This window comes from Pseudomonas sp. SWRI99, from assembly GCF_014270125.1.
GTDB lineage: Bacteria > Pseudomonadota > Gammaproteobacteria > Pseudomonadales > Pseudomonadaceae > Aquipseudomonas > Aquipseudomonas hamedanensis.
Window position 1 is genome coordinate 152,289 of record NZ_JABWQR010000005.1, and the last position, 17,288, is coordinate 169,576.

Genomic DNA, 17,288 nt, shown 5'->3' on the forward strand with positions numbered 1-17,288 from the left:
AAGAAATCCGGTCAAGTACTGAAATAGCGCACGATCAACGCAATCCCGCTGGCCAGCACCAGCCACGTCACCAGACGCACAAACGCCTCGCGCGACAATTTCATGGTCAGCCGCCGACCAATCCACAAGCCCAGTGCCATGGCCGGCAACAGACACAGCGCCAACATCAACAAGGGTAGCTCGGCGTAGACGCCGGCAATGACGAACAGGCTCAATCGCACCACCGTGCTGCAACTGATCAAGGCACTTTGCGTGGCCCGCGCCGCTTCCTTCGGCAGACGGCTGTTCAGATAGATCGCATAAAGAAAGCCGCCACTGCCAAACAACGCGCCGAACAAACCGCCCACGGTGCCCATCGGCACTGCCCACGCAGCGGACAACTGCGCCGGTCGCGCTTTGACCCACAGGCTGTAAACCGCATAGGCGCTGATAAACAGCCCCATCAACAACAGCAGCAGATCGGATTTCAGATTGAGCAGAAAGATCACCCCCAACGTGCAGCCGACCGCCATGCACGGCAATAGCCTGAGCAATTCGGGCTTGGCGACGTCGCGCCGTGATGGCAACAGATTGCCGAACGCCGCAACGAAATCCAGCAGTACCAGCAGCGGCACGATTTTCGACAACGGCATGAACAGAATCAGAATCGGCCCCGCGACCAGCGCCGTGCCGAAACCGGCGATGCCGAACACGATGTAGGCCATTGCGATAGCCAATCCGACCACTGCCCAGCCACCAGCCCCCCACGACCACGCCCCCAACAGCTCCATCACACTCATCTGTCCGCATCCTTTAAGACTGGGCTGACTGTAACATCCCCTGTAGGAGTGAGCCTGCTCGCGATAGCGGTGGGTCAGACACATCAATGTTTGCTGACCCACCGCTATCGCGAGCAGGCTCACTCCCACGGGGGATCGGTGGTGATCCGACGGCAAATGCCTTTAAACTGCGCCCCATGATTAAAGATCCCTTTGCAAGACTTGGCCTGGACCGTGAAGTCCTGACCGTCAGCCAGCTCAACGGCCGCGCGCGGGTGTTGCTCGAAGACGTGTTCAGCAACATCTGGGTCGAAGGCGAAATCTCCAACCTCGCCCGCCCGGCGTCCGGCCACATTTACTTCACCCTCAAGGACAGCGGCGCGCAGGTGCGTTGCGCGCTGTTCCGGCAGAACGCCGCGCGGGTGCGCCAGGCGTTGAAGGACGGTCTGGCGGTCAAGGTGCGCGGCAAGGTTTCGCTGTTCGAAGGCCGCGGCGACTATCAGCTGATTCTCGACACCGTGGAGCCGGCCGGTGACGGTGCGCTGCGTCTGGCCTTCGATGCGCTGAAGGAAAAGCTCAGCGCCGAGGGCCTGTTCAGTGCCGAACGCAAAGTGCCGCTGCCGGCCCATCCGCAACGCATCGGCATCATCAGTTCGCCGACCGGCGCTGTGATTCGCGACATCATCAGCGTATTCCGCCGCCGCGCGCCGCAGGTGCAACTGACGTTGATTCCGACCGCCGTGCAGGGCCGCGAGGCCATCGCGCAAATCGTCCGCGCCTTGAAAATGGCTGACGCCCGCGGCTTCGATGCGTTGATCCTCGCCCGCGGCGGCGGCTCGCTGGAAGACCTCTGGTGCTTCAACGAAGAAGCCGTGGCCCGCGCGGTCGATGCCTGCGTGACGCCGATTGTCAGCGCGGTCGGCCATGAAACCGACGTGTCGATCAGCGACTTTGTGGCCGACGTGCGCGCACCGACGCCCTCGGCGGCGGCCGAATTGCTTGCCCCGGATTCCAGCCACCTGATCCGTCAGGTTGAAAGCCTGCATCGCCGCCTGGTCATGCGCATGCGTGATCGCTTGATGCGCGATCGCCTGCGTCTGGAAGGCATGGCGCGACGCCTGCGACATCCCGGCGAACGTCTGCGCCAGCAAGCGCAACGCCTGGATGATCTGGACATGCGCATGCGCCGGGCTTTCGAGCGCAGCCTCAACACCCGTCGCGAACGCTTGATCCGTCTGGAAACCCGCCTGGCCGGGCAACACCCGGGGCGGCAACTGGCGATGCTCCGCCAGCGCCTCGAAAGCCTCGCCGACCGCTTGCCCCGAGCCATGCGCGAAGGTCTGAAAAACCGTCGTCAGCAATTGCACAGCCAGATGCAGACGCTGCACGTAGTCAGCCCGCTGGCGACTCTCGGTCGTGGTTACAGCATCTTGCTCGACGAGCGCGGCCATGCGATCCGCAACGCCGCCCAGACCCACACCGGCCAGCGCCTGAAAGCCAAACTGGGCGAAGGCGAACTGCAAGTGCGCGTCGAGGACAATCACCTGACGCCCGTCACCCTCTCTTTACTGGACTGATCCATGCCGCGTTTTCTCGCACCACTGCTTGCGCTCTGTTTGTCTTTCAACGCCCACGCCGACAGTTACATCACCCGACTGCTGAACAAGCCGGTGCCCGGCGGTGTTGCGGTGGTCGATCTGGGCACGGCGGCGCAGGCCCCGAAGGCGACTTATCAGGGCAGACCGGTACTGGTGGTGAAAGAGCAGAACAACTGGCTGGCGATCGTCGGCGTCCCTTTGACAGTCAAACCGGGCGCCCAGCAAATCAATAGCGCTGGCCGCACGCTGCCGTTCACCGTCGGCAGCAAGAAATACCCGGAACAGCACATCACCCTGAAGAACAAACAACAGGTCAATCCAGACGCCAACAACCTCAAGCGCATCGAGGGTGAACTGGCCGAGCAGATCAAGGCTTACCGCAGTTTCAGCCCGAACACGCCGAGCAACCTGCTGCTGGACAAACCGGTCAACGGCCCGCTGTCGAGCAAGTTCGGTGTACGTCGTTTCTTCAATGGCGAAGAGCGCAATCCCCATGCCGGGCTTGATTTCGCGGTACCGGCCGGGACGCCAATCAAGACGCCGGCGGCGGGCAAAGTGATTCTGATCGGCAACTACTTCTTCAATGGCAACACTGTGTTTGTTGACCATGGCCAAGGCTTTATCAGCATGTTCTGCCATATGTCGAAGATCGACGTGAAGAACGGCCAGCAACTGGCCCGAGGCGCGGTGGTGGGCAGGGTTGGCGCCACAGGGCGGGCGACCGGGCCGCATATGCACTGGAACGTCAGCCTGAATGATGCGCGGGTGGATCCGGCGATATTCATTGGTGCGTTCCAACCATAATCGTTGTGTCGAGGCTGCTGGCCTCTTCGCGGGCAAGCCCGCTCCCACAGTGTCCGTGTCGTACACAAATTTTATGTACACCCGACTAACCTGTGGGAGCGGGCTTGCCCGCGAAGGCGTCCTGACCAACACCACAAGGCCCCATGACACACCGCCCGCTCAATTGCGCCCCAATCAAACCCCACGCAAAAATAACGACAATCCCCGCCATCAAGCACAATAAAATCGCGCAAAAAACCGCTTTTCGGGTATTCCTCTCAATTTTTTTCGACTGCTTGCCATCCTTCCCCCTCAAGGTTAGGGTTGAAGCCATGAAAACCTCTCACACCCTCATTCAGCTTCGCCAGCACCGCAGCCTGTGCCTCGTCAGTGCACGACTGCCAGGCTGAATCGCTGCGCCTCGTCCCACGCTTTTCCAAGAACATACGTTCAACCGGCAGGCCGCCTCTTTTCGGCCCAGACAACAAGGAATTTCCCGATGAGCATGCTCAAAGACCCGTCTTCGAAATACCGCGCGTTTCCCGTCATCAACCTGCCGGACCGCACCTGGCCGTCGAAAACCATCGACGCCGCGCCGATCTGGTGCAGCTCCGACCTGCGTGACGGCAACCAGTCGCTGATCGAGCCGATGGACGCGGCGAAGAAGCTGCGCTTCTGGAAAACCCTGGTGCAGGTGGGCGTGAAAGAAATCGAGGCGTCGTTCCCGGCCGCTTCGCAAACCGATTTTGACTTCGTGCGTACCCTGATCGAAGAAGGCCACATCCCGGACGACACTACCATTCAGGTGCTGACCCAGGGCCGCGAAGATTTGATCGAGCGCACCTTCGAATCCCTGCGCGGGGCGAAGAAAGCCATCGTGCACCTGTACAACGCCACCTCGCCTTCTTTCCGTCGCATCGTCTTCAACCAGGACAAGGACGGCATCAAGGCCATCGCGGTCAATGCGGCCAAGCTGTTCGTCAAGTACGCAGCCATGCAGCCAGAAACCGAGTGGACCTTCGAATACTCGCCGGAAACCTTCAGCGCCACCGAGCTGGAATTCGCCAAGGAAGTCTGTGACGCCGTGATCGAGGTGTGGAACCCGACACCTGAACACAAGATGATCCTCAATCTGCCGGCCACCGTTGAATGCGCAACGCCGAACGTTTACGCCGACCAGATCGAGTGGTTCGGTCGTAACATCAACCGCCGTGACAGCGTGATCATCAGCCTGCACACCCACAACGACCGTGGCACTGGCGTGGCCGCCACCGAGCTGGGCCTGATGGCCGGCGCCGACCGTGTCGAAGGCTGCCTGTTCGGCAACGGCGAGCGTACCGGTAACGTCGACCTCGTCACCGTCGCGCTGAACATGTACACCCAGGGCGTCAACCCTGAGCTGGACTTCTCCGACATCGATGGCGTGCGCAAAGTCGTCGAAGAGTGCAACCAGATCCAGGTGCATCCGCGTCACCCGTACGTTGGCGATCTGGTGCACACCGCGTTCTCCGGCTCGCACCAGGACGCGATCCGCAAAGGTTTCGCCCAGCAGAAACCGGACACCCTGTGGGAAGTGCCGTACCTGCCGATCGACCCAGCCGACATCGGCCGCAGCTACGAGGCAGTGATCCGCGTCAACAGCCAGTCGGGCAAGGGCGGCATCGCTTATTTGCTGGAGCAGGAATACGGCATCAGCTTGCCGCGTCGCATGCAGATCGAATTCAGCCAGGTCGTGCAGCGTGAAACCGATCGCCTGGGCCTGGAGATGACCGCCAAGCAGATTCACTCGCTGTTGATCAGTGAATATCTGCAAGCCAACACCCCGTACGCGCTGGTCAGCCATCGCCTGCAGGAAGAGAACGGCAACAGCGCCGTCGAAGTGGAAGTGGCCAGCCAGGGTCAGGGCGAAACCAACCTGCACTGGCGCGGCAAGGGCAACGGCGCGCTGGAAGCACTGGTCGCCGGCCTGCCGATTCCAGTGGAGATCATGGACTACAACGAACATGCGATCGGCGCGGGCACCAACGCCAAAGCGGCGGCGTACATCGAGCTGCGTGTGAATGGTGAGCGTGCGGTGCACGGCGTGGGCATCGATGAAAATATCACCACGGCGAGTTTCAAGGCGCTGTTCAGCGCACTGAACCGCTCGCTGAGCCAGCCTGAGGCGAAAGCGGCGTAATCGATCGCAGAAATGCGAAAGGCCCCGGAGTGTGAGCTCCGGGGCCTTTCTTTTTGCCTGACGTTTTTGTGCCGTATTCACCGGCCCCTTCGCGAGCAGGCTCGCTCCCACAATTTGGAATGCGTGCCCCTGTGGGAGCGAGCCTGCTCGCGAAGGGGCCAGCGCAGGCGATGAAAGGCTTAAGTGAATTCGAAAGTATCGGCATCCAGATTCGCCGGAAAGCGCTCACGGTAAGCCGCCAACGGCGCCGCCTCCAGCACCACCTTGAACACGCCATCCGCCTCCCCCGCCGCCAGCAAGGTCTCGCCCTGAAAGTCCAGGACCTGGCTGTCACCGGTGTAAGCGAAACCCTTTCCATCGCTGCCGATGCGATTTACCGCCGCCACGTAGCAGAGATTTTCAATCGCTCGTGCCGGCAACAGACGATTCCAGTGCAAGCGCCGTGCGCCCGGCCAGTTGGCGGTGTACAGCAGCAGATCGGTGTCCTGCGCATCGCGGCTCCACACCGGGAAGCGCAGGTCGTAGCAGATCAACGGACGAATCCGCCAGCCCTTGAGTTCGAACTGCACCTGACGCTCGCCGGGGGTGTAGTGGTTGTGTTCGCCGGCCATGCGGAACAGGTGACGCTTGTCGTAGTGCAGCACTTCACCGTCCGGCCGTGCCCACAGCAAGCGGTTGCGATGGCTACCGTCGGCCGCCTGAATGATCACGCTGCCGGTGATCACTGCGTCGAACTTCGCCGCCTGCGCCCGCAGCCATTTGCTGGTCGGACCGTTTTCGGCTTCGGCGAGGGTTTCCGATTCCATGGAAAAGCCGGTGGTGAACATCTCTGGCAGAACAATCAGGTCGGCGCCACGGGCCTGCTCCAGCAACAGCTCGAAATGCTCAAGGTTGGCTTGGCGGTCATGCCAGGCCAGGCTGGTCTGGATCAGCGCCAGGGTCAGATCGGGCAACGCACTCAGATCACGCATAGTTTCGCCGCCGCTTCACGCAGCGTCTCCTCGCGTTTGGCAAAGCACAGGCGCACCAGGCGCTGGCCTTGCGGTGGATTCTGGTAAAACACCGACACCGGAATGCTCGCCACGCCGTGTTCACGGGTCATCCACATGGCCATGTCGACATCATTCAGATCAGGACGGATCCGCGAATAATCGACTAACTGGAAATAGGTGCCGGCGACGCGGGTGAAGCTGAACCGCGAAGGCGCCAGCAGATCGCAGAACAGATCGCGCTTGGCCTGATAGAAATCCGGCAGTTCTTCGACGTGTTCGGGGTGCTCGGCCATGTAATCGGCCAGCGCGTATTGCAGTGGTGTGACGCCACAGAAACTCACGTACTGATGCACCTTGCGCAACTCGGCGGTCAGCGCTAGCGGTGCGACGACGTAGCCGGTTTTCCAGCCGGTGACGTGGTAAGTCTTGCCGAACGAACTGACCACGAACGCGCGCTGATACAGTTCTTCATGGGCCAGCACGCTGACATGCGCCACACCGTCGAAGACCAGGTGTTCGTAAACTTCGTCGCTGATCACATAGATGTCGCGATCACGGATCAACGCCGCCAGTTGATCCAGCTCGGCGCGGCTGATCAGCGCACCGCTCGGGTTGTGCGGGGTGTTGAGGATGATCATCCGCGTGCGCGGGGTGAGCGCAGCGCTGAGTTGATCGAAATCGATAGAGAAATCCTGCAGCCCCAGTTGCACATGCACACAACGGCCGCCGGCCAATTCCACCGCGGGTTCGTAGCTGTCATAGGCCGGATCGAAGACGATGACTTCGTCACCGCTGTGGATAACCGCCTGAATCGCACAAAAAATCGCCTGGGTCGCGCCCGGCGTCACCGTCACTTCATGGTCGGCATCGACATTCACGCCATAGCTGCGCGCGATCTTGGCGGCAATCTGCTGACGCAACGCCGGCAAGCCGGTCATCGGCGAATACTGGTTGTGGCCGCTGGCGATGTGCCGACCCACCGCGTCGCGCAACGATTGCGGACCATCGAAATCAGGAAAACCCTGGGACAGGTTGATCGCGCCGGTCTGCGCGGCGAGCTGAGACATCTGCGTGAAAATAGTGATGCCGACATTCGGCAGCTTGCTGGTGATCATCGGGGGTTCTCTGCTCAACACCCGGCTCTGACGACGGCGCGGGAGAGCCCGAGGATAGCCCATCCGGCGTCCATAAAAAAAGGGCGCCAGACGGCGCCCTTCTTCTTTGCAATCACACCGAACCCTGTGGCGAGGGAGCTTGTCGAATCGTCGCACCGTCCCGCTCGGCTGCGCAGCAGTCGCAAAGCAACCCCATGCGTTCTGTCTGAACGATTACGGTTGCAGGTTTCGGGATCGCTCCGCGATCCAGCGGGAGCAAGCTCCCTCGCCACAAAAGCCCCACACCAATCAGTGAATCACTTCTTGTCGCGGCGCTTCTTGCTGGCTTTCTTGTTGTGCGACATCAAGCGACGCTTCTTGTTGACCTGGCGGTCGGTCAGCGTGTTCTTGTTGCCTTCGTACGGGTTCTCGCCGCCCTTGAACTCGATGCGGATCGGCGTACCGACCAGCTTCAGCACACGACGGTAAGTGTTCTCCAGATAGCGCACATACGACTTCGGCACTTTCTCGATCTGGTTACCGTGGATCACGATGATCGGCGGGTTAGCGCCACCCAGGTGAGCGTAACGCAGCTTGATCCGGCGATTGTTGACCATCGGTGGCGCGTGCTCGCCGACCGCATCTTCCAGAATCTGGGTCAGGCGGTTGGTCGGCCAGCGGGTGACTGCCGACTTGAAGGAGTTCTGCACCGAGGCGTAGAGGTTGCCCACGCCCGTACCGTGCAGTGCCGAGATAAAGTGGATGTCAGCGTAGTCAACGAAGAACAGGCGACGTTGCAGCTCGACCTTGACGAAGTCGCGCTCGCTCGGCGTCATGCCATCCCACTTGTTGATGGCGATAACCAGTGCACGACCGGATTCGATCGCGAAGCCCAGGAGGTTGAGGTCGTGATCGACCACACCTTCGCGGGCGTCCATGACGAAGATCACCACGTTGGCGTCTTTGATCGCCTGCAGGGTTTTGACCACGGAGAACTTTTCGACTTCTTCGTGGATCTTGCCGCGCTTGCGCACACCGGCGGTGTCGATCAGGGTGTACTTTTCTTCGTTGCGTTCGAACGGGATGTAGATACTGTCGCGGGTGGTGCCGGGCTGGTCATAAACAATTACCCGGTCTTCACCGAGCATGCGGTTGACCAGGGTCGACTTGCCGACGTTCGGACGGCCGATGATGGCGATCTTGATCCCGTCTTTTTCGCTCGGGCCAGGAATGCGCTTGGCTTCCTCGCCTTCGGCAACGACCTCTTCCTCTTCACCTTCAGCCAGCTCGTCATCATCGCGCGGGAAATCGCCAAGGGCGGCTTCCAGCAATTGCGTGATGCCACGGCCATGGGCACCAGCGATCGGGATCGCGTGACCCATGCCCAGCGGGGCGAATTCGGCGCGGGCCATTTCCGGGTCGATGTTGTCGACCTTGTTGGCAACCACGTGGGAACGCTTGTTACGTTTGCGCAAATGCTCGGCGATCATCTGGTCGGCAGCGGTAAAGCCGGCCTTGGCATCTACCAGAAACAGCACCACATCGGCTTCTTCGATGGCCAGCAGCGACTGCTCGGCCATTTTTTCGTCCATACCATGCTCGTCACCGGAGATACCGCCGGTGTCGATCAGAATGTAGGAACGCCCTTGCCACTTGGCCTCACCGTACTGGCGATCACGGGTCAGACCGGACAAGTCGCCGACAATGGCGTCGCGAGTCCGAGTCAGGCGGTTGAACAAGGTGGACTTGCCGACGTTCGGTCGGCCCACCAGGGCGATTACGGGAACCATGCGGCTCTCCACTGCGTTATTTCAGAAAATACAAAAGCCGCTGCGAGGCAGCGGCTGGTGCTCGGGGCAACACCCGGGGGCGCTGCAAACCCTGCTGATGCAGGGCCGCTTGGGGATCAACCCCAAGCATAGTTGTTACTTGATGGTCAGGGCTTCCAGTTTGCCGCTGTTGCCATACACATAAATCGTGTCGCCCACCACCAGCGGACGGGCACGCAGGCCGTCGCTGTCGATGCGCTCGCGGCCGACGAAACGACCGTCGACCTGACTCAGCAGGTGCAGATAACCTTCCAGGTCACCCACAGCTACGTAGCTGGAGAACACTTCCGGAGCCGACAGTTGACGGCGGGCCAACGCATCGTTGCTCCACAGCGCGGTGGTGGAACGCTCGTCAACACCTTCAACGGTGCCCGAGGACAGGCTCACGTAGACGCTGCCGAAACCCTGAGCAATACCGGCGTAGCTCGAGGCATCGCGCTGCCAGAGTTGACGACCGCTTTCCACGTCCAGCGCCGCGACGCGGCCCTGATAGCTGGCAACGTACAGAGTGCCACCGGACAGCAGCAGGCCGCCGTCGATGTCGACCACGCGCTCCAGTTCCGAACGGCCCTGCGGAATGGCGATGCGCTGTTCCCACACCGGCACACCGTTGGAGATGTCCAGCGCGACCACTTTACCGGTCGACAGGCCGGCCAGCGCGAGGCGGTTGGTGACCACCGGCGCACTGGTGCCACGCAGGGTCAGTACCGCCGGGGTGCTGTCATACACCCAGCGCTGGTTGCCGGTGGCCGCATCCAGACCGATCAGACGATCGTCCTGGGTCTGCACCACCACCACGTCGCCGTTGTTGGCTGGCGGCGCGAGGACTTCACTGTTGACGCGGGCACGCCACTTCTCTTCACCGTTGCTGGTGTCCAGAGCGACGACTTCGCCACGCAGCGTACCGATCAGTACGAGGCCGTAACCAACGCCCACGGCGCCGGAGACAGGCAGTTCCAGATCCTGGTCCCACTTCACGTCGCCGTTGCTGCGATCCATGGCCATCACCACGCCCGTCACATCGGCCGCGTAGATGGTGTCACCGTCGATCGCCGGCACCAGCATGTTGTAGGTTTCGCCCTGACCGTCACCGATCGAACGACTCCACTGCTTCTGCAGAACGACTTCTTCTTTGAAGTCGGTCAGTTCGGCCGGTGGCAATTCTTTCTTGCTGTTGCTGCTGCAACCCGCGGCCAGAAGGGCCAGAGCCAGCAATGCTGCATGCTTCCAACGGATCACGTCACGCATCCCCTTTGGCCAGGTCGTCGAGCTTGATTTGAAGGCCACCGACCGCCGCTTCATCCGACAGTGCTGCCTTGGCTTTTTGATACGCCTTGTTCGCGTCATCGGTCCGGCCCAAGCGCACCAGCAGGTCGCCCTTGAGTTCTTCGCGAGTGGCGAGGAACGCCTGGTCGGCGTCGCCATCGAGCAGTTTCAGGGCGTCTTCGGCCTTGTCCTGCGCGCCGAGTACCTGCGCCAGACGCTGACGGGCAATTTCGCCCAGCGCCGGGTTGGCCGGTTTGTCGACGATGGCTTTGAGTTCGGTCGCCGCGTCGTCCAGCTTGCCACTGTCGACCGCCACTTTCGCGACGAACAGGCTGCCGTACTGCGCATAGGCAGTGCCGCCGAATTCGCTGTTGAGCTTGCCGGCCAGATCCGCAACGCGGGCGGCATCAGGCTTGCCGTCAGGCGTCAGTGTGGTTTCCAGCAGTTGCTGATAGAGCACCGAAGCGCCTTGCGACTGGTTGCCCTGATATTTGTGATAAGCCTGCCAGCCGAACACGATGACCAGCGCCAACAGGCCGCCGGTGACCAGAGGTTTGCCGTTGCGTGTCCACCAGTCCTTCAAATCCGCCAACTGTTCGTCTTCGGTACTCGACACCCCAATACTCCTTAATCGCTAAATCGGCTGTTAAGACAGCTTCAACCCTGCACGACGCAGGTGGCCAGGTGAGCGGCGAGCGCATCCCAGGCAATGCTTTGTTGTTCGCCCTGGCCACGCAGGGGTTTGAAACCTACCACTTGCCCGGCCATTTCGTCGTCACCGAGGATCAGCGCGTACAGCGCACCGCTCTTGTCGGCCTTCTTGAACTGACTCTTGAAGCTGCCAGCGCCGGCATTGACTTGCAGGCGCAGGTTTGGAAGTTGGTCGCGAACCCGTTCGGCCAGCGCCAGACCGGCCAGTTCGGCCTCTTCACCGAAGGCGCAGAGGTAAACGTCGACCTGACGGGAAATTTCCGCCGGGATCTGCTCCAGGGTTTCGAGCATCAAGACCAGACGTTCGATGCCCATGGCGAAACCCACGCCCGGGGTCGGCTTGCCGCCCATCTGCTCGACCAGACCGTCGTAACGGCCGCCCGCGCAGACGGTGCCCTGGGCGCCGAGCTTGTCGGTGACCCATTCGAATACGGTTTTGCTGTAGTAATCGAGGCCGCGCACCAGTTTCGGGTTGAGTACGTAAGGAATGCCAACGGCATCCAGACGCGCCTTCAAACCTTCGAAGTGGGCACGGGACTCGTCGTCCAGGTAGTCGGCCATTTTCGGCGCATCGACCAGCACGGCCTGGGTGTCGGCATTTTTCGTGTCGAGCACACGCAGCGGGTTGGTCTTCAGGCGACGTTGACTGTCTTCGTCGAGCTTGTCGTGGTGCGCCGAGAGGTACTCGACCAGCGCTTCACGATAACGGCCGCGGGACTCGCTGGTGCCGAGGCTGTTGAGTTCGAGCTTGACCGCATCACGGATACCCAGCTCGCCCCACAGGCGCCAGGTCATGATGATCAGCTCGGCGTCGATGTCCGGACCGTCGAGGTTGAACACTTCCAGACCGATCTGGTGAAACTGGCGATAACGGCCTTTCTGCGGACGCTCGTGGCGGAACATCGGGCCGATGTACCAGAGTTTCTGCACCTGGCCACCACCGGTAATACCGTGTTCAAGCACGGCACGCACGCACGCCGCGGTGCCTTCCGGACGCAGGGTCAGGGAGTCACCGTTGCGGTCTTCGAACGTGTACATCTCTTTTTCGACGATATCGGTCACTTCACCGATCGAGCGCTTGAACAGCTCGGTGAACTCGACGATCGGCATGCGGATCTGCTTGTAACCGTAGTTATCCAGCAGACGCGCGACAGTGCTCTCGAAATAACGCCACAGCGGGGTCTGTTCGGGCAGGATGTCGTTCATGCCACGAATGGCTTGCAGAGACTTGCTCACAAAGATTCCTTAATTCGTTCGATCAGCCACGCGCGATAACCGCAGCGTCAGCTTCGACCTTTTCGGCCGCTTTCTGGCGGATCAGCCTTTCCAGCTCGTCCACCAGATTGTCATTCGTCAGTTTCTGCGACGGCTTGCCGTCGATGTAAATCAGGTTTGGCGTGCCGCCGGTCAAGCCGATATGGGCTTCCTTGGCCTCGCCGGGGCCGTTGACCACGCAACCGATCACCGCGACATCCAGCGGCACCAGCAGGTCTTCAAGGCGCCCTTCCAGCTCGTTCATGGTTTTCACCACATCAAAGTTCTGCCGCGAGCAGCTCGGGCAGGCAATGAAATTGATGCCACGGGAACGCAGATGCAAAGACTTGAGAATGTCGTAACCGACTTTCACTTCCTCGACCGGGTCAGCCGCCAGCGAGATGCGGATAGTATCGCCAATCCCTTCGGCGAGCAGCATACCTAGGCCCACGGCGGATTTCACTGTGCCCGAACGCAAACCACCGGCTTCGGTGATACCCAGGTGCAGCGGCTGGACGATTTCCTTGGCCAGCAGGCGGTAGGCTTCGACGGCCATGAATACGTCGGAGGCCTTTACGCTGACCTTGAAGTCCTGGAAATTCAGGCGTTCGAGGTGCTCGACGTGACGCAAGGCGGATTCGACCAGCGCGGCCGGGGTTGGCTCGCCGTATTTTTTTTGCAGGTCTTTTTCCAGCGAGCCGGCGTTGACGCCGATGCGGATCGGGATGCCACGGTCGCGGGCGGCATCGACCACGGCACGCACGCGGTCTTCACGACCGATGTTGCCCGGGTTGATGCGCAGGCAATCCACACCGAGTTCGGCGACACGCAGGGCGATCCGGTAATCGAAGTGGATGTCGGCAACCAGCGGCACCTTGACCAGTTGCTTGATCTTGCCGAACGCCTCGGCGGCGTCCATGTCCGGCACCGAGACACGCACGATGTCGACGCCGGCGGCTTCCAGACGGTTGATCTGCGCAACGGTGGCGGCCACGTCATTGGTGTCGCTGTTGGTCATGCTCTGCACAGCGATCGGCGCATCGCCGCCCACCGGTACGTTACCGACCCAGATCTTGCGCGATTCGCGACGTTTGATTGGAGATTCGCCGTGCATGACTTATTGACCCAACTTCAGGCGAGCAGTCTCGCCACTGGTGAACGGAGCGACATCGACCGCCTGGCCGTTGTAGCTGACCTGTGCGCCACGGGCATAGCCCAGGCGAACGGCGAAAGGCGGCTTGCCGGCAACGGACAGGCTGTCGCCTTTACGCTTGAGACCACTGAACAGGACTTTACCGCTGCCATCGGTGACTTGCGTCCAGCAGTCGGCGACAAATTGCACCGCAACCTGGCCCTGGCCGGCGACCGGCGCCGCGGCAGGCGCGGGAGCCACCGGGGCGGTCACGGCGGGCGCAGGCGCGTTCGGCACCGCAGGCGCCGGGGCGGCAGGCGTCGCAGGTGCGGCGACAACAGGAGCGGCTGGGGTTGCGGCTGGAGCAGACGGTGCGGCCGGTGCAGGCGTCGCGGCGCCGGTTGCCGGTGCGGCAGGCTCGGCGCCCGTCGATTCGGCGCTGGTTTCCGACTGCGGCAGCGCGAGAGCGGTGGAGCCGTCGGCCTGATTCTCGGCGACGGCCTGGTCTTCCGGCTCGTCAATCGGATGAATCTGGGTGGTGCCGTCCGCGCCTTCGACTTCGACGTGTTCAGGCGCCAGCGTCGTCAGGTCCTTGCTTCTCAGCGACGTCTGATCCTGCCACCAGACGAAACCGCCGCCGATGACCGCCACCAGCAGCAGAAGGCTGACAATGCGCAAAATGGTGTGCGAAACCCGCACCGGCTCTTCGATGCGGCCGAGAGCATGAACGTTGCTGCCCTGGGAATCGGTGCCGGTGGACTGGTCGAATTGCTGAACCAGAACGGTCTGGTCCATGCCGAGCAATTTGGCATAGGCGCGAATGTAACCGCGAGCGAAGGTATGCCCCGGCAGCTTGTCGAACGCGCCGGTTTCAAGATTGCTCAGGGAGGTCACGGTGAGGTTGAGCTTGAGGGCCACTTCGGCCAGCGACCAGCCATTGCTTTCGCGGGCCTGGCGCAGAGTCTCACCGGGGTTAACGCGATTCGCTGCTACAACTTCGGGATGCGCCGCTTTCATCATTGCTCCGACAGGTATTGCTGATATTCCGGCGTACCGGGATAGAGTCGTTTTAATTGCAGGCCGTAACTGGCGGCCTTGTCGCGATCTTCAAACACTTTTGCCAGCCGAACGCCGAGCAACAGGCTACGTGCATTTTGTTCGGTCAGCTGGCTGAAACGGTCGTAATAGTCACGCGCGGGCACATAATGCCTGTCTTCGAACGACAACTCAGCCATTTCCAGCAATGCGCGCGGTTGTTGGCGATTAAGACGCAGGGCTTTTTCCAGCTGTTGCTGTGCCAGATCACGCTGGCCAAGCTTGGCGGCGGTCATGCCGAGGTTTTCGAACACCCGTGAACGCTCAGGATACAGGGTATCGGCGGCCGCTTGTTCAAAACGCTCGTAGGCTTCCTTGTAGCGCTGCTGTTCGTAGAGAAAACTGCCGTAGTTGTTGAGGATGCGCGCATCGGCGGGACGTGAGGACAAGGCCTTGCGAAAGTGCTCGTCGGCCAGTGCAGGCTCCATTTCGGCCTGAAACACCAGGCCCAGGGCCGCATTGGCGTCCGGGTCCGAACTGTCCAGATCGAGCGCCTTCTTCAACGGCACCTTGGCCCGCTCGGTCATGCCCTGCTGCAGGTATCCCAGCCCCAGCTGCACGTAGGCGGCCCGCGCTTCATCGCGGCCCTTGCTGGTCTTCATCGGGTTGTAGTCACCCGACAGGACACAACCAGCACACAGGCTGGCCAGCAGCAACAGCAGCGCAAAGCGCAGGGACATAGAGATCCTCTCTTAGTTAGTGTTCGCGGCGTTCTGTGCCAGATCGCTGTCGGCGCTCAACTCGCGCACGGCGATATAACGTTCGCTGCGACGGGTGCGATCCAGCACCTGCCCTACCAATTGACCACATGCGGCGTCGATGTCTTCACCACGGGTGGTGCGGACAGTGACGTTGAAACCGGCCTGATGCAACTGATCCTGGAAACGACGGATCGCGTTGTTGCTTGGCCGCTCGTACCCGGAATGCGGGAACGGGTTGAACGGAATCAGGTTGATCTTGCATGGAATGTTCTTCAACAGCTCGATCATTTCAACGGCGTGTTCAACCTTGTCGTTGATGTCCTTGAGCAAGGTGTACTCGATGGTCAGCACACGTTTTTCGCCAAGGGCGGACATGTAGCGCTGGCACGACTCGAGCAGCATCTTAAGCGGATATTTCTTGTTGATCGGCACCAATTGGTTACGCAATGCGTCATTCGGTGCGTGCAGGGACAACGCCAGGGATACGTCGATGTGCTTGGCCAGCTCATCGATCATCGGCACCACGCCCGAGGTGGACAGGGTCACGCGGCGCTTGGAAATCCCGTAGCCGAGGTCATCCATCATCAGATGCATGGCGGCGACGACATTGTCGAAGTTCAGCAACGGCTCGCCCATGCCCATCATCACCACGTTGGTGATGGCGCGGTCGACGGTGGCCGGGACGCTGCCGAAAGATTTGTTGGCAATCCACACCTGACCGATGACTTCGGCGGCGGTGAGGTTGCTGTTGAAGCCTTGCTTGCCGGTGGAGCAGAAACTGCAATCCAGGGCACAGCCTGCCTGGGACGAAACGCACAACGTGCCGCGTTTGCCCTGGGGAATGTACACGGTCTCGACGCAGCTGCCGGACGCCACGCGCACCACCCATTTACGGGTGCCGTCGCTGGAGATGTCCTCGCTGACCACTTCCGGACCACGCACTTCAGCAATAGCCTTGAGCTTGTCGCGCAAGGCCTTGCTGACGTTCGTCATGGCGTCGAAGTCATCGACGCCAAAGTGGTGAATCCATTTCATTACCTGACCGGCACGGAAACGCTTCTCCCCGATTGAGTCGAAGAATTTTTCCATTTCCGGCTGGGTCAGACCCAGCAGGTTTGTTTTAACAGTCGATGTCGTCATGGATTCACCTTCACTCTTTAAGCAATGCTTAGCGAGTGGTTACTTCAGTAGCTGCGAAGAAGTAAGCGATTTCGCGAGCGGCAGCAGCTTCGGAGTCCGAACCGTGAACGGCGTTGGCGTCGATCGATTCAGCGAAGTCAGCGCGGATGGTGCCTGGAGCAGCTTCTTTAGGGTTGGTAGCGCCCATCAGCTCACGGTTGCGAGCGATAGCGTTTTCGCCTTCCAGAACCTGAACGACAACCGGGCCGGAAGTCATGAAAGCAACCAGGTCACCGAAGAAACCGCGCTCGCTGTGCTCAGCGTAGAAGCCTTCGGCTTCGGCTTTGGACAGTTGCTTCAGTTTCGAAGCTACAACGCGCAGGCCAGCGTCTTCGAAGCGAGTGGTGATCTTGCCGATCACGTTTTTAGCAACGGCGTCAGGCTTGATGATGGAGAAAGTACGTTGAACAGCCATGGTGTAACTCCAGAAACGGTAATTTGCGAAAAATTAAACCCGCGAATTATACGCGGGTTCTTGGGTATTGCCTAACCTGCGAGACGATCAGTCCAATTCTGCGGCCCAAAGCTCCTGAACCGCTTCGAGCACCTTCTCGCCGACACGGCCAGAAGTGCTATCGAAGTCTGGCAGTTCAAGAATCATCTGCTGCAGACGGACGAAACCTACCGAGTACGGATCGAGCCCCGCGTGGGCCTCGGCCAGCTCTTCGGCAATGCGTTGAACATCATTCCAACCGTAGCTCATGACAGTCTTACCAG

Annotated in this window: 16 protein-coding genes; 3 read left to right on the forward strand and 13 right to left on the reverse strand. The window is 60.7% G+C overall.

Going from position 1 to position 17,288, the window contains the following annotated elements; translation table 11 throughout:
* Positions 1-11 precede the first annotated feature (11 nt).
* Positions 12-779, reverse strand: a complete 768-nt coding sequence (locus HU743_RS06040; protein WP_186647590.1) for a sulfite exporter TauE/SafE family protein — start codon at positions 777-779, stop codon at positions 12-14.
* Positions 780-955: 176 nt separating this feature from the next.
* Here HU743_RS06040 and xseA point away from each other — a divergent pair, with 176 nt between their 5' ends.
* The 3 genes from xseA to leuA all read left to right on the forward strand — a co-directional run bounded on the left by xseA (position 956) and on the right by leuA (position 5,318).
* Positions 956-2,335, forward strand: a complete 1,380-nt coding sequence (xseA, locus tag HU743_RS06045) for an exodeoxyribonuclease VII large subunit (RefSeq protein WP_186647591.1) — start codon at positions 956-958, stop codon at positions 2,333-2,335.
* A 3-nt stretch (positions 2,336-2,338) separates the two neighbouring features.
* Entirely contained in the window at positions 2,339-3,160 is an 822-nt protein-coding gene (locus HU743_RS06050) for a peptidoglycan DD-metalloendopeptidase family protein (RefSeq protein ID WP_186647592.1), read from the forward strand.
* Between the two features lie 478 nt (positions 3,161-3,638).
* The gene (gene leuA, locus HU743_RS06055) at positions 3,639-5,318 is read left to right on the forward strand and encodes a 2-isopropylmalate synthase (protein ID WP_186647593.1); all 1,680 of its coding nucleotides are present in this window, start codon (positions 3,639-3,641) and stop codon (positions 5,316-5,318) included.
* A gap of 179 nt (positions 5,319-5,497) precedes the next feature.
* On the opposite strand, the gene HU743_RS06060 is transcribed toward leuA, so the two are convergent.
* The 12 genes from HU743_RS06060 to iscX all read right to left on the reverse strand — a co-directional run bounded on the left by HU743_RS06060 (position 5,498) and on the right by iscX (position 17,274).
* A complete protein-coding gene (locus HU743_RS06060; protein WP_186647594.1) occupies positions 5,498-6,289 on the reverse strand; it encodes an amidohydrolase in 792 nt (263 codons plus the stop codon).
* Positions 6,277-7,425: a pyridoxal phosphate-dependent aminotransferase gene (locus HU743_RS06065; RefSeq protein ID WP_186647596.1), complete on the reverse strand. Its 1,149-nt coding sequence runs from the start codon at positions 7,423-7,425 to the stop codon at positions 6,277-6,279. The genes HU743_RS06060 and HU743_RS06065 overlap by 13 nt, the downstream gene beginning before the upstream one ends.
* A gap of 296 nt (positions 7,426-7,721) precedes the next feature.
* Positions 7,722-9,194 (reverse strand): ribosome biogenesis GTPase Der, encoded by a 1,473-nt coding sequence (der, locus tag HU743_RS06070; RefSeq protein WP_186619871.1) that lies wholly within the window; start codon positions 9,192-9,194, stop codon positions 7,722-7,724.
* A gap of 135 nt (positions 9,195-9,329) precedes the next feature.
* Complete coding sequence (gene bamB / locus HU743_RS06075) at positions 9,330-10,481, reverse strand: outer membrane protein assembly factor BamB (RefSeq protein WP_186647598.1); 1,152 nt, start codon at positions 10,479-10,481, stop codon at positions 9,330-9,332.
* Positions 10,474-11,115, reverse strand: coding sequence for a tetratricopeptide repeat protein (locus HU743_RS06080; RefSeq protein ID WP_186549112.1), 642 nt, complete (start codon positions 11,113-11,115; stop codon positions 10,474-10,476). The genes bamB and HU743_RS06080 overlap by 8 nt, the downstream gene beginning before the upstream one ends.
* Positions 11,116-11,156: 41 nt before the next feature.
* Positions 11,157-12,446, reverse strand: a complete 1,290-nt coding sequence (hisS, locus tag HU743_RS06085) for a histidine--tRNA ligase (protein ID WP_186549110.1) — start codon at positions 12,444-12,446, stop codon at positions 11,157-11,159.
* A gap of 22 nt (positions 12,447-12,468) precedes the next feature.
* Positions 12,469-13,578 carry a flavodoxin-dependent (E)-4-hydroxy-3-methylbut-2-enyl-diphosphate synthase gene (gene ispG / locus HU743_RS06090; RefSeq protein ID WP_003185136.1) on the reverse strand — a complete coding sequence of 370 codons (1,110 nt, stop codon included), beginning with the start codon at positions 13,576-13,578 and terminating at the stop codon, positions 12,469-12,471.
* 3 nt (positions 13,579-13,581) lie between these two features.
* A complete protein-coding gene (locus HU743_RS06095) occupies positions 13,582-14,613 on the reverse strand; it encodes a RodZ family helix-turn-helix domain-containing protein (protein ID WP_186647599.1) in 1,032 nt (343 codons plus the stop codon).
* Positions 14,613-15,371 carry a type IV pilus biogenesis/stability protein PilW gene (pilW, locus tag HU743_RS06100; RefSeq protein ID WP_186549106.1) on the reverse strand — a complete coding sequence of 253 codons (759 nt, stop codon included), beginning with the start codon at positions 15,369-15,371 and terminating at the stop codon, positions 14,613-14,615. Before pilW ends, HU743_RS06095 begins: the two co-directional genes overlap by 1 nt.
* Before the next feature lie 12 nt (positions 15,372-15,383).
* A complete protein-coding gene (rlmN, locus tag HU743_RS06105; protein WP_186549103.1) occupies positions 15,384-16,532 on the reverse strand; it encodes a 23S rRNA (adenine(2503)-C(2))-methyltransferase RlmN in 1,149 nt (382 codons plus the stop codon).
* Between the two features lie 28 nt (positions 16,533-16,560).
* Positions 16,561-16,986: a nucleoside-diphosphate kinase gene (ndk, locus tag HU743_RS06110; RefSeq protein WP_016773329.1), complete on the reverse strand. Its 426-nt coding sequence runs from the start codon at positions 16,984-16,986 to the stop codon at positions 16,561-16,563.
* 87 nt (positions 16,987-17,073) lie between these two features.
* Positions 17,074-17,274 carry a Fe-S cluster assembly protein IscX gene (gene iscX / locus HU743_RS06115; RefSeq protein ID WP_186549101.1) on the reverse strand — a complete coding sequence of 67 codons (201 nt, stop codon included), beginning with the start codon at positions 17,272-17,274 and terminating at the stop codon, positions 17,074-17,076.
* Positions 17,275-17,288 lie beyond the last annotated feature (14 nt).

Bases quoted from the DNA above. Each gene is read 5' to 3' on its own strand.
- HU743_RS06040 (WP_186647590.1), bottom strand. From the start codon at position 779: ATGAGTGTGATGGAGCTGTTGGGGGCGTGGTCGTGGGGGGCTGGTGGC.
- xseA (WP_186647591.1), top strand. From the start codon at position 956: ATGATTAAAGATCCCTTTGCAAGACTTGGCCTGGACCGTGAAGTCCTG.
- HU743_RS06050 (WP_186647592.1), top strand. From the start codon at position 2,339: ATGCCGCGTTTTCTCGCACCACTGCTTGCGCTCTGTTTGTCTTTCAAC.
- leuA (WP_186647593.1), top strand. From the start codon at position 3,639: ATGAGCATGCTCAAAGACCCGTCTTCGAAATACCGCGCGTTTCCCGTC.
- HU743_RS06060 (WP_186647594.1), bottom strand. From the start codon at position 6,289: ATGCGTGATCTGAGTGCGTTGCCCGATCTGACCCTGGCGCTGATCCAG.
- HU743_RS06065 (WP_186647596.1), bottom strand. From the start codon at position 7,425: ATGATCACCAGCAAGCTGCCGAATGTCGGCATCACTATTTTCACGCAG.
- der (WP_186619871.1), bottom strand. From the start codon at position 9,194: ATGGTTCCCGTAATCGCCCTGGTGGGCCGACCGAACGTCGGCAAGTCC.
- bamB (WP_186647598.1), bottom strand. From the start codon at position 10,481: ATGCGTGACGTGATCCGTTGGAAGCATGCAGCATTGCTGGCTCTGGCC.
- ispG (WP_003185136.1), bottom strand. From the start codon at position 13,578: ATGCACGGCGAATCTCCAATCAAACGTCGCGAATCGCGCAAGATCTGG.
- HU743_RS06095 (WP_186647599.1), bottom strand. From the start codon at position 14,613: ATGAAAGCGGCGCATCCCGAAGTTGTAGCAGCGAATCGCGTTAACCCC.
- pilW (WP_186549106.1), bottom strand. From the start codon at position 15,371: ATGTCCCTGCGCTTTGCGCTGCTGTTGCTGCTGGCCAGCCTGTGTGCT.
- rlmN (WP_186549103.1), bottom strand. From the start codon at position 16,532: ATGACGACATCGACTGTTAAAACAAACCTGCTGGGTCTGACCCAGCCG.
- ndk (WP_016773329.1), bottom strand. From the start codon at position 16,986: ATGGCTGTTCAACGTACTTTCTCCATCATCAAGCCTGACGCCGTTGCT.
- iscX (WP_186549101.1), bottom strand. From the start codon at position 17,274: ATGAGCTACGGTTGGAATGATGTTCAACGCATTGCCGAAGAGCTGGCC.